Below are 15635 nucleotides of genomic sequence, written 5' to 3'. Positions count from 1 at the left end.
ACCCCGCTGACGAGCGCCTCGCGATGGATACCACCGGCACCCGCCCACCCCTGAAGCGCACCGTCGGCTCGAATCAGGTCGGCATGCGGCAGTTCAACGAACGGATCGTGCTGCAGGCGATCCGGTTGCACGGCCCGCTTGCCAAGGCCGACGTGAGCCGGCTGACGCGCCTGTCGATGCAGACCGTGTCGATGATCGTCGACCGTCTGATCGACGACGGGTTGCTGGCGCGCCAGCCGCGCGTGCGCGGACGCATCGGCCAGCCTTCGGTGCCGATTGCGCTGCGGCCCGAGGGCGCCTATACGATCGGCATCAAGGTCGGGCGCCGCAGCCTCGACGTGCTGGCGATGGATTTCGTCGGCCACGTCTGCAGCCGCGACGTGCTCGAGTATGCGTATCCCGATCCGCGTGTGCTGTTTCCCGCGCTGGAGGCCAAGCTTGCGCGGCTCAACGAAACACTCGGCGAGCGAGCCAGGCAAGTGGTCGGCGTAGGCGTGGCGGCGCCGTTATGGCTTGGCGGCTGGCGCGATTTCCTGGGGGCGCCGCCCGATGCGCTCGACGCGTGGCACAACATCGACATCCGCGCCCGCATCGCGACGATGACCGGCCTGCCCGTCGAATTCGCCAAGGACACCACCGCCGCCTGCGCCGCCGAACTCGTGATGGGCCAGGGGCGCGGCATCCACAATTTTCTCTATCTGTTTGTCGGCACCTTCATCGGTGGCGGGCTGGTGATCGACGGCCGTCTGCATGGCGGCCCGCACGCTAACGCCGGCGCCGTCGGCTCGATTCCGCTGACCGGCGCTGCGAGTCGAAAGGACGGTTCCTCAACGGGACAAGGCGCAGCGCGCCAGTTGCTGCATGCGGCCTCGGGGTTCGTGCTGGAACAACTGCTGAGCGACGCGGGCGCGCTGGCCGCCGCGGCGCACGATCATCGCGCCTTGGCGCCGGAGTGGTGGCGTCAGACCGAACGGTGGCTCGACACGGCCTGTCCCGCGATTGCCGGCGCGCTGATCAATGCGACTGCCCTGCTCGATCTGGAGGCGGTCGTAATCGACGGCGAACTCGACCGGCAACTGGTGCGCGAAATCATCCGCCGCACCGAGCGCGTGCTGGATGGGTTCGAATGGGAGGGCATGGTGCGTCCGCAACTGCTGGAGGGCACCATCGGCGCCGATGCGCGCGCCATGGGCGGCGCGATCCTGCCGCTCTACGCGCACTTCGCACCGGTGCATGAACTGTTTCTCAAACCGGCGACCGAGGCCGGGTACTGAGTACTGAGTACTGAGTACTGAGTACTGAGAGGCGGCATCCGCACCGCCCCAAGCAGCCCCTCAGCTCCGCTTCACCGCAGGCACGGCGGACGCGGCAGGCGCCTTCGGTTCACTCAGCAAGGGCTGCAACGCCGGCGCAAGCGACTTCAGCAACTGCACAGACATCGCGCTCGTGAACTCGTAGTGCGACGCATACGGCTCATGAACATAAGCAGTCAATGTGCCGTAGAAACGATCCCCCATCATGAACACGAAGGTTGCGCTGCGATTGACCTTGCGCGACTCGATCAGCCGGCCGCCTTTGGCGAACACCTCGAAGCGCTGGTCGCCCGTACCGGTCTTGCCGAACACCGGCAGCGTCGTGCCGTTGGGGAACACCATGCCGTCGGCGAGACGCTTGGCCGTGCCGCCTTGCACCACATCGTTCAGCATCTGATGCACGACATTGACGACCTGCGGCGACAACTGCGTCTGCGGCGCCACCGTTGCGCGCACGAAATGTGTTTCGTACGGCGTATCTTTGGCGAAGTCGAGTTGCGTGATGCTTTCGGTCGGCACCTTGTCGCCGCCATTGGCGATCACGCCGATCAGTTGCGCAAGCGCCGCCGGACGGTCGCCCGACGCGCCGATCGCCGCCGCATACGAAGGCGTCAGATTGGCGAACGGATAGCCGAGCGCTTGCCACGACTTGCCGATCGCGTCATAGGCGCGCAACTCGATCATGTGTTTGATCCGGCGGTCCTGGGTCGCGTGGTAGCGCGTCTTGAAGAGCCACGAATAGGTCGTCGCCCGCACGTCGCGGCTGGCCTCCTGAACCTGGTCGAGCGTGACATCGGGATGCTCGCGCAGGTAATTGACCAGCCACAGTTCCAGCGGATGCACGCGCGAAATATAGCCGCGGTCGTTCAGATTGAAGCGGTCCATCGCGTACTTCGTGTAGAGCTTCGCCAGATCGTCGTCGCTGAGCCACTGCGCCGGGGTACCCTTTAGCTGCTCGCGCATTTGCGCGTCGAACCAGCCCAGCGAGCCGTTGGGCGCCACGCTGCGCAGCACCGTGGCAATCCTCGGCGGCGATTTGTGCACGCTGCGCAGCATGATCGCCAGCGCGTCGTCGGGCATCTTGCCGTGATACTTCGTGTAGAAACGCTTCATATACACGCGGCTTTCCTGATCGGCGAAGCGGGTCAGGTAGAGCTGGCGCGCGGCGGGATCGTCGAGCCATTGCGTCGACGGCCCGGAGGTCTGGATCATTTCGTAGCGCACGATGTCGCGCATCAGCCGCACGAAAACGAGGTTCACCGAGTGCTGGAACGCGCGGTGCACAGTCAGGATCTGGCTGTTGTCGCTCGATTCGAAATTGGTGAAGGTCTGCGCGCCGCCGCCCGTATAGAACGTTTCACCCGCGCTGGCAGAGTATTTTCTCTCCACCGCCGCATCGAGCATCGCTTGCAGCGAGTGGTCGGGCGTATGCGCCAGATAGTCGAGCGCCCAGCGCGTCAGGACATCCTGCGGATCGGGCTGGACCCGCTTGAGATCGGCCGCGCTCAGCGACGCATAGCGCTCGTGCAGGTCGGAGACGATCTGCAGGTAAGTGATGATCGTGCGCAGCTTGGCGGTCGAACCGAGGTTCAGGCGCGCGCCCGAGTTGATATCGAACGGTTCGTTGACGCTGTCCGTTTGCACCCGGACGAGATTCGCACCGTTGTGCCGTTCATAGAGCGTCAGGCTGTAGGTGATTTTCGAAGGGTCGTCGCCGGGGCGCAGCATTTCGAATCCGTACAGCCCCGCGGCCTGCGCGCCGTCCTTGGTAGCCGCGCTCGCGAGCCGGTCGCTCACCGCCTGCTGCACCGAATTATTGAGCGTGCCGGTGGCCTGCAAGTCGAGCTGGTCGAGCTCATAGAAACTGCGCAAACCGAGCGCGGCCAGCAAGTGCGCGCGCATCGAGGTGACCGCCTTGCGGCTGATGAACGACTCATCGGTTTGCCGCACCGGCGTGGGGCTAAGCGCAATCTGGACATTGAGCGCCGCGTCGCGCAATGACGGCGAGATGACACCGCCCGTTGCGAGCAGCCGCAGATAGCTGTCGGTCATGCGCTGGAGTTCGCCGTAGCCGTGATGCAGAAAGTACGACGGCGCCCGCTGCGCGATCATCAGCGAGAGTACCTGGCGGAACGCCAGCGCCTGCTCGGCGAGGTTGTCCGCGGAGCTTGGCGCATTGAGAATCGCATTGACCTCGGCAAAGTCGCGCCCATACCAGGCGGCCAGACCGTCGCCCATGCCGTTGATCTCGCCGACGCCCGGCTGCGCCGACAGCGGCACCGAGTTCAGGTACTGCACCACGATTTCGTGCCGCGCCGGCATGGTCTGTGGTCCATCCAGGTAGGCACGCACCGAAGCGGACGCGATCTGGCGCAGTTTCTCCGGCGGCGTCGCGGTCCGTCCGTCCGGCGAGTGACGGAACTTCTCGATTTGCGTAGCGAGCGTGCTGCCGCCAGGTTGCGCCTGGTGCCGGTTGAAAACCCGTGCGCCTTGATCGAACAGTGCGTGGCCGAAACGTCCCCAGTCGATCGCCGGATTGCGGTTCGGCTGGTTCGGATCGAGCAACTCACGGTCCTCGATAAAACACAGCGAGTTGACGATGAGCGGCGGAATCACGTCATAGCTGCCGTAGATCCGGCGCGGATAGGCGGCGTGGAAAAGCGCTTGGCCAGTGCCGTCGAACAGTTGCAAGCCGGCCTGGTCTTTCTCCTGGTAGGGCAGGAACAGGCCGTCGTCGGCAAGCGAGAGCATCCGTTCCGAATCGCGCGCTTGCGAGGCCACCACGAAACCGCGCGCACTCAGGCGCTGCTGGAACGATGGCATGAGCGCATAGCCAAGCCGTTCGTCGTACGGGCCGTTGGTAGGAAAACGGATATTGGGGCTTGCACCATCTGCGAGCGTGAAGTCCACATCGCGCGTTAACTCGGAGAGGTAGCGCGCCTGCAGGCGAGAGGTTTCGATTTCGATCTGGCAAAGCTTGGCCAGGATGGCGAGCGCCACCAGAACGGCCGCGATTAGCGACCATTTAATCCACTTCCACACCGACGCACCGCCGGCAACGCGAAGCGGAAACCTAACGAGTGGCCGATTCATGGCGGCATCTCCCTCGCAGGCGCCGAGCGAGCAATCTAGCCTGCATTCAATCCAGTGTAGCGCGGATCGGCAAAACGCAAAGGGGCCTGAATAACCTCACAGTCTCGCGCCAACAACACCGCTTCAGAGAGTCGTGGCGCAGCAGCAAATCTAGTGAGATATTGATGGTTTCCGCGCACGATCGGCGGCAGGCGATCTGCGAAAACGTGCGGCCAGGGTTGGTCTGAAACGCGCTTTTCAAGCGCGCGATGCGAAAAATTCGCCCATTCCGGTCAAGCCAGTTAGGTTGTTTTGAACTGGCCTGACCGTGCTGCCGAATGAGCCTACCCTGACGCATGCTGACTTCCTGTGCGCCGGACATTGACTGTCCCGCCCGGCGTGAAGCTGTGCCGGCGCCGTTCGGCGCCGAACGCCAGCCCTAGTCACCACGACTACCCCCGTCCCCCCTTCCCCCCTTCCCTGCGTGGCCTTTCGATAACGCACGGCTCTTGCCGCAGGTCTGCCTACGCACCTCTCTACGTTGCCGCAGGCACAACGGATGCAGGTCGGCGCTAAAAAAACCGGATATAACCTCAGACGGAATTTGAGTAACATACCCCCGCATGTCATCACTCATTCGGCCATGACCGCCAACCCTCGAGAATTGACGCCGGAAACGCTCGCTGTGCTGCTCGAACGCGTCGCCGGGAAGGACGCTGCGGCACTGCGCGAGCTATACGACGTCGCGGCGCCGAAACTGTTCGGCCTTGCGCTCCGTATATTGAGCAAGCATGAGTGGGCCGAAGAGGTCTTGCAGGACAGCTTCGTCAATATCTGGCGCTTTGCGGGTGACTACCGGCGCGGCTTGTCGGCCCCCATGACATGGATGTCGGCGATCGTACGCAACCGTGCACTCGACCACCTGCGGCGGGTGAACACGCAGGAAACCGAATGGAGTGAAGTGTTGGACGATCTGGTGGCAACGGGGGACCCCGATCCGGAAGCATTGTCGGCCGTGAGCATGCAGGCACGGTTGCTGGACGGGTGTATGCAGCAGCTCGAGCCGGCGCAGCGGCAAGCCGTCGCGCTCGCCTATCTGCGCGACCAGAGCCACAGTGAGATTGCCGAAACCCTGAGCGTTCCGCTCGGCACGGTCAAATCGTGGATCCGGCGCGGCCTGAGCAAGCTCAAGAGCTGCCTGGGAGGTGCACGATGAATCTGCACCGCTATCCTCAACTGGTCGATCTGCTGGCCGCCGAATATGCACTCGGCACCTTGCGCGGCGGCGCGCGGCGACGGCTGCAACGCTACGCCGAGAACGACGTGACGATCCGCGCCTCACTGGAAGAATGGCAGCAGCGCCTCGAACCGATGGCCGAACTGGCGCCGGCGCGGATGCCTTCCGCGGCGGTCTGGGAGGCGATCGAGCAGCGCCTCGGCATAGTCACGGCTCACAGCCCTGCTCCGGATCGGCCGACAGTGCAGCCGCTGCGGCCAGTACAGGCCACCCGCCCGGCGCGCGGCTGGTTCGACAGCCTGGCGTTCTGGCGCGGCTGGGCGATCGGCGTCACCGCGCTTGCGGCCATCGCCGTGTTCGTCGCCGTGCGTTCGCTCATGCCGTTCGGGGCGCTCGCCCCGCAAGGCGCGCAGACGGTCGCGCAGCAACCCGGGACCGAGGTATCTCATGTTGCCGTGCTCAACAACAAGGATGCGCAGCCGGTCATCCTGGTGGCGTGGGATGAAGTGCACGCCACCATGACGTTGCACCGTATCGGCGACACCCAGTTGCCGCCGCAGCGCGCCATGCAGTTGTGGGGCATCCCGGCCAGCGGTCATCCGGTCTCGCTCGGCGTGCTGCCCAACAGCGGCAACGGCAAGGTTCCGGCGGCGCAGCAGCGGCCGGAAAGCTACGCGGCGCTCGCCATCTCGATCGAACCGCCGGGCGGCTCGCCGGACCCGAATGGCCCGAGCGGCCCGGTGGTGTTCAGCGGCAAGCTGTTGCCGGTATCCTGAGTCCTCTCTTTCATGTCGACGCCTGCTGAAACAGCGGGCGCCGGCCAACTCATCTCTACTTTATGCAAAGCTTTTACGAAGCCACCGTGGTTCGCCCCGAGCGTGCCCGTCTTACCGGCAAGCGCGCGGCCGATGTCTGCATTATCGGCGGCGGGCTGGCCGGCCTGTCGACGGCGCTCGGCCTCGTCGAACGCGGCGTGCGCGAGGTGGTCGTGCTCGAAGCGCAGCAGACGGGCTTCGGCGCGTCGGGGCGTAACGGCGGCTTCGTGTTCGGCGGCTATAGTCTCGACTGCGCCGATCTGCTGAAGATCCTCGGCCCCGTGCGGGCGCGCGAACTCTATGCGCTCACCACCGATGCGGTCGATCTGATGCGGCAACGCATCGCCCGCTACGCCATTGACTGCGACGCGACTCATGCCGGCGTGATTCTCGCCAACTGGTTCGATGAACCGGCGCGGCTCGAGACGCAACGCCGCCTGATGCGCGACTCGTTCGGCGTCGACTGGGAGCCGGTCGATGCGGCCACGCTCGCCGCGCAGTTGAAGACGCACCGCTATCACGGCGGCCTGTTCGAGCGCAACGCGTTCCACTTTCATCCGCTCAAGTATGTCCTCGGCGTCACCGCGGCCGCCTCAGCCGCAGGGGCGCAGATTTACGAGCGCTCGCCGGTGCTGCGGCTGCAGCCGCAAGGCAGCGGCTTTCTGGTCGAAACCGCCGACGGCGCCGTCGAGGCACGCCAGGTTGTGATGGCCGGCGGCGGCTACGTGCGCAACGTCTACCCGAAGGTCGAGCGTGCGGTGTTGCCGATCGCCACCTACGTAATGGCCACCGAACCGCTCGGCACGCGCCTCACCGAGGCCATCGACACCGCCGCGGCGATCTACGACACGCGCTTCGCCTTCGACTACTACCGCCCGCTGCCCGACACGCGCATCTTGTGGGGCGGCCGCATCTCCGTGCTGAACCGTGAGCCGCAAGCCATCGCCCGGCTGCTGCGGCGCGATCTGCTGAAGGTCTATCCGCAACTGCGCGACGTGCGCATCGAGCATGCTTGGGGCGGTCTGATGAGCTATGCGCGGCACAAGATGCCGCAGATCGGCCGCAGCGCCGACGGCGTCTGGTACGCGGTCGGCTTCGGCGGCCACGGCATGGCGCCCACCACCGTGTCCGGCGAATTGCTGGCGGCCGCTATCTCAGGCGAGCGGCCGGTGCCGGAGGCGTTCGCCAGCTTTGGGCTCACGCATACGTTCGGCACGCTCGGACTCGCCGCCGCCCAATTGACCTACACCACCATGCAGGCCCGCGACGCGCTGGCGGCGCGCCGCCGCGCTCCCTCCTGAGACCGCACCCGATGCCTTGTGCGATGGCGCGAAGCCGCGGCGAAGCACGAATTTCGCCATGCTAGAATGCGCCGTCATCGCCGCTCGAATACACAATGAAAAAGGGAAGCAAGGCCGCCGCGCCCGATCACAGTGGCATCCCGTCCGAACCTCGGCGCACTACCGCCCGAACTAACGACGCCCGCCGCAAATACGATCCCGAAGAGACGAAGCGCAACATCCTCGAAGTCGCGACCCAGGAGTTCTCCGCGATGGGGCTGACCGGCGCGCGTGTCGACGCCATCGCCGAGCGCACCCATACCACCAAGCGCATGCTGTACTACTACTTCGAAAGCAAGGAAGGGTTGTACCAGGCAGTGCTGGAAAAGGTGTACGGCGATATTCGCGCGCTCGAGCAGGATCTGCACGTCAGCGAACTCGATCCGCTGGAAGGCATGCGTAAGCTGGTCGAATTCACCTTCGATTATCACGACCGGCATCGCGACTTCGTGCGTCTCATCACCATCGAGAACATTCACGGCGCGAAGTTCGTCGAGCAGTTGAAGACCTTCAAGAGCAGCAACGCGAGTGCGATTCACACCATCGAAGACCTGCTGGCGCGCGGCATTGCGAGCGGCCAGTTTCGCGCCGACGTGGATGCGATCGACCTGCACCTCTTGATCAGCTCGCTGTGCTTTCACCGTATCGGCAACCGCCACACGTTCGGCACGGCATTCGGCCGCGATCCGTCGCATCCGCGCCTGCGCACGCGGCACCGGACCATGGTGGTGGACGCCGTGCTGCGTTTCCTGCACAACGCGGATTGATGCACAGGCAGTGAAGCATTGAGGCGACGGGCCACCGCTACAGGTGGCCCGCCTGCGCCTTGCACCCGAGGCTCAATCGGCGAGCACGATCCGCTTGATATCGCCGACGATAAAGATGTACGACAGCGCCCCGATCAGCGCGATCACACCGATGAACACCAGCGCGCCGACGAACGAGCCGGTCGACGCCACGATCAGCCCCACCGCCAGCGGCGTAATGATGCCCGCCAGATTCGCCGCAAAGTTGAAGATGCCGCCGGTCACGCCGAGCAGGCCGTCCGGCGCGATATCCGACACCAGCGTCCAGCCGAGCGCCGCCATGCCTTGCGCGAAGAACGCCACCGAGAGGATCACGATCACCGTCACGTTGCTTTGCACGTAATTGGCGAGAATGATCGTCGAGGCGAGCAGCAGGCCGGCGATGATCGGCAGCTTGCGCGCCACGTTGGGCGACACGCCGCGCCGCAGCAGCCAGTCGGAGAAGGTGCCGCCGAACATCACGCCAATCGACGCCGCGATAAACGGCATGATCGCGAAGAAGCCGATCTTGAGCCAGCCCATATGGCGCTCGGTGGCCAGATAGGTCGGGAACCAGGTCAGGAAGAACACCAAGGTCGAATTGCCGGCGAACTGGCCGAGACAGATGCCGGTGAGCTGGCGATGCTTGAGCAATTGGCCGATGGTGCGCCACTCGAAGCCGCTCGACTTCACCTTCGGCTTGGGCGTCGCTTCTCCCGTGCGCGGCTCGCCTGGGTTCTGCTTGCGATGCGTCAGGCCACCGCCCGCCTCGATGTAATCGAGTTCCGCCGCATTGGCGGCCGGGTGGTCGCGCGGCTCGCGGTAGCTGAACCACCAGATCACGCCGAAGACCAGGCCCACTCCGCCCACCACGTAGAACAGCGAGCGCCAGCCAAACGCGCCCATCAGCGCGAACAGGAGCGGACTGAAGAACGCGAGGCCGATGTATTCGCCGACGGTATACGTGCCCGTCGCCATGGCTCGCTCGCTTTGCGGAAACCAGGTCGCCACGACACGGCTATTGGTCGGAAAGCACGGCGACTCCGCCACGCCGAGGCCGAGCCGGAATGCGAACAGCGGCGCGATGCCGTGCACCAGCCCTTGTGCGAGCGTACACAACGACCAGAACGTCATCGACAGGAAATACGTGACCTTGCTGCCGAAGCGGTCGAGAAACAGGCCGCCTGGAATCTGCGAGGCCACATAGCTCCATGAGAACACCGAGAACATCAGGCCCATGATCGCGGCGTTGATGCCCAGTTCCTTGGTCAACTGCGGCGCCGCGATGCCGAGCACGGTGCGGTCGAGATAGTTGATCATCGTGCCGATGGCAAGCAGCCCGAGGATGCGATAGCGCACGTTCGTGCGGCGCGCGCCGGTCGCTGCCGCGCCGGCTGGCAGCGGCGGCTGCTCCGGCAGATCGGATTGGGTCGGATGAATCGGTTGCGGCATTGTCTGTCTCCTGTCGGTCAGAGTTAGCGCTTTATCTGTCGATCAGAGTTCGCGCCTTTGCGCTTGACTCTGATCCCATGCAAAGCTCGTTACTCCGGTCTTATGCAAAGCTGCGTTTTATTAGGTGTGCTCTACAGCACCTTCGGTACACTTCACTGCCGGTCTATGGCTTAGGCAGCAGCGACTGGAAGTGCTCGAACATCCTCTCGGCATCCGGTTCCAGGCCGGTAAAAATGCGAAACGCGTCCACTGCCTGATATACCGCCATGCCGCCGCCGCTGAGCGTGCGGCAGCCCACCGCCCCGGCCGCCTGCAGCAACGCCGTGCGAATCGGGAAGTAGACGATATCGGCAACCCACAGGCCGTCATGCAGCAACTCCGCCGGCAACGGCAAGCCTGGCAGCTTCGCCATACCCGTGGGCGTTGCGTGAATCAGACCCTGCGCCTGCGCGAGCGCAGCGGCGAGCGACTCGCCTGCGCGCACGGTTGCGGACGGAAAGCGCTGCTGCAGTTCGTCCGCGAGTTGGGATGCGCGGGTGCCGTCGACATCGAATAGCGTCAGCGCCTGCGCGCCCATCGTCAGCGCCGCATGGGCGACGGCGGCGCCCGCACCGCCGGCGCCGAGTTGCACCACGCGTTCGAGCAGCGCATCCGGCAAGCCACGCTGGAAAGCTCGCGCGAAGCCGGACCAGTCGGTGTTGTGGCCAATCCGCTTGCCGTCCTTCAGCAGCACTGTGTTGACGGCGCCCAAGGCGCGCGCATCGGCAGACAGTTCATCGAGCAGCGGAATGATCTGCTGCTTGCACGGATAGGTGACGTTCAGGCCGTTGTAGCCCATCCTTTCCGCCGCAACCAGGATGTCCGGCAGCGCCGCCACATCGAGCTTGAGCGCTTCCAGATCGATGCGGCGATAGACATACTGCAGGCCGAGCTGCCGGCCTTCTTCCTCGTGCATCGCGGGCGTCAGCGAGCCTCCGATGCCCGCGCCGATCAGTCCGACCAGATACGATTGCTTGCCAGCAGTCGCCGTCATTTCGCAATCCTCGCTTTCAGGATGGTCGCCATGCGCTCCAATGCCAGCACATAGCCCTGCGTCCCGCAGCCGATGATCACCGCCTCGGCCAACGCCGACACATACGAGTGGTGCCGGAAGGCCTCGCGCCGATGCACGTTCGAAATATGCACCTCGATCACCGGCTTGGCGATCGCGCTCAACGCGTCGGCAAGCGCCACGGACGTATGCGTGTACGCCGCAGGATTGATGACCACGCCATCCACTCGGGTGCGGGCTGCGTGCAGCCAGTCGATCAGTTGATGTTCGGCATTCGACTGCTGGAAATCGAGCGCAAGGTCCAACCGTTGCGCAGCATCGCGGCACATCCGCGCGACGTCGTCGAGCGTCTCGGAGCCGTAGATGGACGGCTCGCGTGTGCCGAGCAGGTTGAGATTAGGTCCGTTCAGGACCAGCACCGAGGCAAAACTCATTGCGGCTACTCCATGAAATTCAGGCGCGGGCAGCGCAGCCAATGCGGCCACTTTTCCCCACTGTAGCCCTAGTGTGCGCCAGATCGGGGGTTCGGTCTTCTGGGGTTTTCTCTAATTTGTACGATCTAGTTAGTTTGTATAGAATCGCCAAAACTCGAACTACAGTGGCAAAAACTGCCCCTGAGTTTGAGGTAGACAAGTAACTGGCTGGACCATTCTGCAACGCCATCCGCCACCGCCGCCTGCTTCACCGGCGAGGCTCAGGCCCCGCTTCAGGCTCTCGCGTCAGGCCTCGTTTCACGCTTCTTTTTCTTTGCCCGCAGGAGCCGTCATGCAACGTTCGATTGCCACCGTGTCGATTAGCGGAACCCTGGTGGAGAAGCTGGTCGCCATCCAGGCGGCCGGCTTCGACGGCGTCGAAATCTTCGAGAACGACCTGCTCTATTTCGACGGCTCGCCGGCCGACGTGCGCCGCATGGCCGCCGACCTCGGCCTGAAGATCATGCTGTTCCAGCCGTTTCGAGACTTCGAGGGCGTCAGCGCCGAGCGGCTCGCGCGCAATCTCGACCGCGTCAAGCGCAAGTTCGACCTGATGCATGAGCTGGGCGCCGATCGCCTGCTCGTTTGCAGCAACGTCTCGGCGGATACGCTTCGCGACGACGGCCTGATCGTCGAGCAGTTAGGCGCGCTGGCGCTGGCGGCGCAGCAGGCGGGCGTGATCGCCGGTTATGAAGCGCTTGCGTGGGGGCGTCATGTCAATTCCTACCGGCATGCGTGGCGGCTGGTGAATGCGGTAAGCCATCCGAACCTCGGGATCGTGCTCGACAGCTTCCATACACTGTCGATCGACGACCCGGTCGACGAGATCGCCAGCATTCCCGGCGAGCGCATCGCCTTCGTGCAGATCGCCGACGCACCGAAGCTGGCGATGGACGTGCTCGAATGGAGCCGGCATTACCGCTGCTTTCCGGGCCAGGGCGACTTCGATCTGGCCGGCTTTACCGCCCGCGTGGTGGAGACCGGCTACCAGGGGCCGCTCTCGCTGGAGATTTTCAACGACGGCTTTCGCGCCGCGCCGACGGCGGCGACAGCCGCGGACGGGCACCGTTCGCTGCTGTTTCTCGAAGAGCAGACCCGCAACAAGCTGAACCAGCAGGGCCAGCCGGCCGCGCAGCTCTACCGGCCGTCTCCGGCGCCCGTGCATGTGGGCTTCCAGTTCCTCGAATTCGCGGTGGATGACGCGGCGCGTACCCAGCTCGCCGACTGGCTTGGCAAGCTGGGGTTCCAGTGTGCCGGACGACATCGCTCGAAAGATGTGACGCTGTACCAGCACGGCGCCGCTTCGATCGTGCTGAACGCCGAAGCGGACTCGTTTGCCAGCGCGTTTTTTCAGCAGCACGGGCTCTCGCTGTGCGCCTCGGCGCTGCTCGTGGACGATGCGAAGCTCGCCTTCGAGCGCGCGGCGGGCTTCGGCTATGCGCCGTTCTCAGGTCAGGTGGGACCGAACGAACGCGTGTTGCCGGCCGTACGGGCGCCGGACGGCAGCCTGAACTACTTCGTCGACGAAACACCCGACGCACCCACGCTGTTCGAAGCCGATTTCGTGCTGAACGAAAGCCGGTCGCCACACGCACCGGCGCTGCTGACCGAGATCGATCACGTGGTTCTTTCGCTGCCCGCCGACGCGCTCGATACATGGGTGCTGTTCTTCCGCACGGCCCTGGGTTTCGAAGCGGAACCGAGCTGGCTGGTGCCGGACCCCTATGGACTGATGCGCAGCCGGGCGCTGCGCAGTCGCGACGGCTCGGTGCGCATTGCGTTGAACGCGTCGCTCGACCGGCACACGGCGGTAGCCGAAGCATTGCAGACCTATCGTGGCTCCGGCCTGAACCACGTCGCTTTCCGCAGCGACGACATCTTCTCGGCAATTCCGCAATTCGCCGCCGCCGGCCTGCCGATCCTGCCCATCCCGCGCAACTACTACGACGACCTGGCCGCCCGCTACGCGCTGCCGGACGAGACGATCGAAGCGTTGCGAGCCCGCAACATCCTGTACGACCGCGACGAAAAAGGCGGCGAGTTTTTCCACGCCTATACGGCCCAGCTCGATCAGCGCTTCTTCCTCGAGATCGTTGAGCGACGGGGCGGTTACGACGGCTACGGGGCAGGTAACGCCGCCGTCCGGCTTGCCGCACAGGCACAGCATCGCAAGCACGGCATCAACTAGTGATTTACCTTGTTTGACGAGTTGGCGTTGATATTGAAATATTGTTTGACAAGTAACGGGCCGAAATAAGGTCTCGATAAAAACTACCGATTTACCTTGGCGATCTAACCAGCAACGAAGGAGACAGCAGATGAAGCAGTCAGGCGGTACATTCAAGAAACTCGCGTTCACGGCCAGCGCAGCCCTGCTCGCCAGCCCGGCGTTCGCGCAAAGCAGCGTCACGCTGTACGGCGCGGTGGACGACGCGATCGTCTACGCCAACAACCAGAAGGGGGCGTCGAACACCTATCTGCGTCAGGGCAATCTGTACGCGTCGAAGTGGGGTCTGCGCGGCGTTGAAGATATCGGCGGCGGCACCACCGTGATCTTCGATCTGCAGAACGGCTTCGATCCGAATACGGGCGCACTGTCGTCGTCTACGCAGATTTTCAACCGTCAAGCGTATGTCGGCATGCAAAACCCGCTGTACGGCACGTTTACGATGGGCCGCCAGTACACCCCGTACTACCAGTTTGTCGGACCGCTCGCCTCCAGCAACTGGCTGACCGGCGCAACGGGCGCGCACCCGGGCGATATCGACGGGCTCGACACCACGATCCGCATCAACAATTCGCTGATCTACACCACGCCGAACTGGAACGGCCTGCAGGCGAGCGGCATGTACGCGCTCGGCGGCATTGCCGGCAGCACCGGCAAGGGCGAGACCATCAGCGCGGGCGTGCGCTATGCGACCGGCCCGGTCAACCTCGCCGCCGGCTACCTGCGCCTGGACAACGCGCAGCAAACCAGCGGCTTCGATTCGGCCTCCACGGGCAGCTTCGGCACTTCGTCGCTGAATACGGGTTACGTGTCTGCAAAGGCGCTCCAGCACATCGCCGCGGCAGCCGATTACACGATCGGCAACCTGATGATGGGTCTGACGTACTCGAACGTTCAGTACGTGGCGGGCAGCAAGTCGATCTTCCACGACACCGCCATCTTCAACACCTACGCTGCGCTCGCCACCTACCGCTTCACGCCGGCCTTCGATGTCGCCGGCGCGTTCTCTTACACGCTGGCGTCGAAGGCCAACGGCATCACCAGCGCCGCGCGCTACCAGCAGTATTCGCTGAAACAGGCTTATCACCTGTCCAAGCGCACTACCCTGTATGCACTGGAGGCTTATCAGCACGCCAGCGGCGACACGCTCGGGTCGAAGGGCGCCGGCAATATCGTGGAGGCGACGCCGGCGGTCGGCGATTCGCAAAACTCGACGCCGTCGTCGACGAATTCGCAGTTCGTCGGCATGCTGGGGATCGCGGTCACGTTCTAAGCGGGCTGTTGCCGCTTTTTAGCGGCTTCGGTCGCTTTTTGCCGCTACTTTTCCGGCTGTTGCCGCGAACCGTGCGGGTGCGTCAGGGGCTGCCTTACACGCACCTTGCACCGGTTCCGCGGCGCCTCCTTCCTCGGGGCACGTTTCTTGCGGCGATATAATCGCCTTTTGATCCGCCGTCCGGCGCGGCGCCCGGCGGCCGCCGCCCGCCGGGCGCCGCGCTTGGCGAACCGCAAGAACCGATACCTCTGGAGACTCATGAAAAAGCTTGCCGTAGTCCTGTCCGTTCCCCTGCTTTTCAGCGCGTGCGCGTATTTCCAGAACCCGGATTCGGGCGAGCCCGTGATCGACGGCAACACGCAGCGCCCCGTCAACGACGTGGTGGCATGCATGACCCAGGAAGCCGCCAAACATCACGCCACCTTCAAGACCACCCCGCTGCCGGAAGGCCAGATGCTCGATTTCGGCGACTCGAACGTCGTCAAGATCCGCGCCGACAATGGCGCGACGACTTACCGCTTCTACGCCGGCAAGCGCCACGTGGACAACCTCTGGATTGAGGGCGCGAGCAAAATCTGCGCACCCTGACGTAAGCGC

At 64.3% G+C, this 15635-nt stretch carries 12 protein-coding genes; 8 read left to right on the top strand and 4 right to left on the bottom strand.

The window, feature by feature from the left end:
* Nucleotides 1-23: 23 nt before the first annotated feature.
* Entirely contained in the window at nucleotides 24-1274 is a 1251-nt protein-coding gene (locus tag AC1ECK_RS00310; RefSeq protein ID WP_480314752.1) for an ROK family transcriptional regulator, read from the top strand.
* A 60-nt stretch (nucleotides 1275-1334) separates the two neighbouring features.
* Here the strand turns inward: AC1ECK_RS00310 and AC1ECK_RS00305 are convergent, their stop codons facing one another.
* Nucleotides 1335-4406: a transglycosylase domain-containing protein gene (locus AC1ECK_RS00305; protein ID WP_480314750.1), complete on the bottom strand. Its 3072-nt coding sequence runs from the start codon at nucleotides 4404-4406 to the stop codon at nucleotides 1335-1337.
* Between the two features lie 622 nt (nucleotides 4407-5028).
* On the opposite strand from AC1ECK_RS00305, the gene AC1ECK_RS00300 reads away from it, so the two are divergent.
* The 4 genes from AC1ECK_RS00300 to AC1ECK_RS00285 all read left to right on the top strand — a co-directional run bounded on the left by AC1ECK_RS00300 (nucleotide 5029) and on the right by AC1ECK_RS00285 (nucleotide 8544).
* Nucleotides 5029-5601: a sigma-70 family RNA polymerase sigma factor gene (locus tag AC1ECK_RS00300; protein ID WP_480314748.1), complete on the top strand. Its 573-nt coding sequence runs from the start codon at nucleotides 5029-5031 to the stop codon at nucleotides 5599-5601.
* The gene (locus AC1ECK_RS00295) at nucleotides 5598-6398 is read left to right on the top strand and encodes an anti-sigma factor (protein ID WP_480314746.1); all 801 of its coding nucleotides are present in this window, start codon (nucleotides 5598-5600) and stop codon (nucleotides 6396-6398) included. The genes AC1ECK_RS00300 and AC1ECK_RS00295 overlap by 4 nt, the downstream gene beginning before the upstream one ends.
* Nucleotides 6399-6460: 62 nt before the next feature.
* Nucleotides 6461-7738, top strand: a complete 1278-nt coding sequence (locus tag AC1ECK_RS00290; RefSeq protein ID WP_480314744.1) for an NAD(P)/FAD-dependent oxidoreductase — start codon at nucleotides 6461-6463, stop codon at nucleotides 7736-7738.
* A gap of 95 nt (nucleotides 7739-7833) precedes the next feature.
* Entirely contained in the window at nucleotides 7834-8544 is a 711-nt protein-coding gene (locus AC1ECK_RS00285; protein WP_480314742.1) for a TetR/AcrR family transcriptional regulator, read from the top strand.
* Between the two features lie 72 nt (nucleotides 8545-8616).
* Here AC1ECK_RS00285 and AC1ECK_RS00280 read toward each other — a convergent pair whose 3' ends face one another.
* The 3 genes from AC1ECK_RS00280 to aroQ all read right to left on the bottom strand — a co-directional run bounded on the left by AC1ECK_RS00280 (nucleotide 8617) and on the right by aroQ (nucleotide 11499).
* Entirely contained in the window at nucleotides 8617-10014 is a 1398-nt protein-coding gene (locus AC1ECK_RS00280; protein ID WP_480314740.1) for an MFS transporter, read from the bottom strand.
* A gap of 163 nt (nucleotides 10015-10177) precedes the next feature.
* A complete protein-coding gene (locus AC1ECK_RS00275; protein WP_480314738.1) occupies nucleotides 10178-11047 on the bottom strand; it encodes a shikimate dehydrogenase in 870 nt (289 codons plus the stop codon).
* Nucleotides 11044-11499 carry a type II 3-dehydroquinate dehydratase gene (aroQ, locus tag AC1ECK_RS00270; RefSeq protein WP_480314736.1) on the bottom strand — a complete coding sequence of 152 codons (456 nt, stop codon included), beginning with the start codon at nucleotides 11497-11499 and terminating at the stop codon, nucleotides 11044-11046. The genes AC1ECK_RS00275 and aroQ overlap by 4 nt, the downstream gene beginning before the upstream one ends.
* A 331-nt stretch (nucleotides 11500-11830) precedes the next feature.
* Between aroQ and AC1ECK_RS00265 the strand changes: the two genes are divergently transcribed.
* The 3 genes from AC1ECK_RS00265 to AC1ECK_RS00255 all read left to right on the top strand — a co-directional run bounded on the left by AC1ECK_RS00265 (nucleotide 11831) and on the right by AC1ECK_RS00255 (nucleotide 15626).
* Complete coding sequence (locus AC1ECK_RS00265) at nucleotides 11831-13726, top strand: bifunctional sugar phosphate isomerase/epimerase/4-hydroxyphenylpyruvate dioxygenase family protein (protein WP_480314734.1); 1896 nt, start codon at nucleotides 11831-11833, stop codon at nucleotides 13724-13726.
* A gap of 130 nt (nucleotides 13727-13856) precedes the next feature.
* On the top strand, nucleotides 13857-15038 hold the full coding sequence (locus AC1ECK_RS00260; RefSeq protein WP_480314732.1) for a porin: 1182 nt from the start codon (nucleotides 13857-13859) through the stop codon (nucleotides 15036-15038).
* Between the two features lie 258 nt (nucleotides 15039-15296).
* Complete coding sequence (locus AC1ECK_RS00255) at nucleotides 15297-15626, top strand: hypothetical protein (protein WP_480314730.1); 330 nt, start codon at nucleotides 15297-15299, stop codon at nucleotides 15624-15626.
* The last annotated feature ends 9 nt before the right edge of the window (nucleotides 15627-15635 follow it).

Source organism: Paraburkholderia sp. SSBN10T (assembly GCF_056619545.1).
Note: the sequence above shows the minus strand (reverse complement) of the source record. Positions and strands in the feature narration are given on the sequence as shown.

What these genes read in the sequence shown, in the direction of transcription:
- AC1ECK_RS00310 (WP_480314752.1), top strand. Translation starts at nt 24, where the DNA reads ATGGATACCACCGGCACCCGCCCACCCCTGAAGCGCACCGTCGGCTCG.
- AC1ECK_RS00305 (WP_480314750.1), bottom strand. Translation starts at nt 4,406, where the DNA reads ATGAATCGGCCACTCGTTAGGTTTCCGCTTCGCGTTGCCGGCGGTGCG.
- AC1ECK_RS00300 (WP_480314748.1), top strand. Translation starts at nt 5,029, where the DNA reads ATGACCGCCAACCCTCGAGAATTGACGCCGGAAACGCTCGCTGTGCTG.
- AC1ECK_RS00295 (WP_480314746.1), top strand. Translation starts at nt 5,598, where the DNA reads ATGAATCTGCACCGCTATCCTCAACTGGTCGATCTGCTGGCCGCCGAA.
- AC1ECK_RS00290 (WP_480314744.1), top strand. Translation starts at nt 6,461, where the DNA reads ATGCAAAGCTTTTACGAAGCCACCGTGGTTCGCCCCGAGCGTGCCCGT.
- AC1ECK_RS00285 (WP_480314742.1), top strand. Translation starts at nt 7,834, where the DNA reads ATGAAAAAGGGAAGCAAGGCCGCCGCGCCCGATCACAGTGGCATCCCG.
- AC1ECK_RS00280 (WP_480314740.1), bottom strand. Translation starts at nt 10,014, where the DNA reads ATGCCGCAACCGATTCATCCGACCCAATCCGATCTGCCGGAGCAGCCG.
- AC1ECK_RS00275 (WP_480314738.1), bottom strand. Translation starts at nt 11,047, where the DNA reads ATGACGGCGACTGCTGGCAAGCAATCGTATCTGGTCGGACTGATCGGC.
- aroQ (WP_480314736.1), bottom strand. Translation starts at nt 11,499, where the DNA reads ATGAGTTTTGCCTCGGTGCTGGTCCTGAACGGACCTAATCTCAACCTG.
- AC1ECK_RS00265 (WP_480314734.1), top strand. Translation starts at nt 11,831, where the DNA reads ATGCAACGTTCGATTGCCACCGTGTCGATTAGCGGAACCCTGGTGGAG.
- AC1ECK_RS00260 (WP_480314732.1), top strand. Translation starts at nt 13,857, where the DNA reads ATGAAGCAGTCAGGCGGTACATTCAAGAAACTCGCGTTCACGGCCAGC.
- AC1ECK_RS00255 (WP_480314730.1), top strand. Translation starts at nt 15,297, where the DNA reads ATGAAAAAGCTTGCCGTAGTCCTGTCCGTTCCCCTGCTTTTCAGCGCG.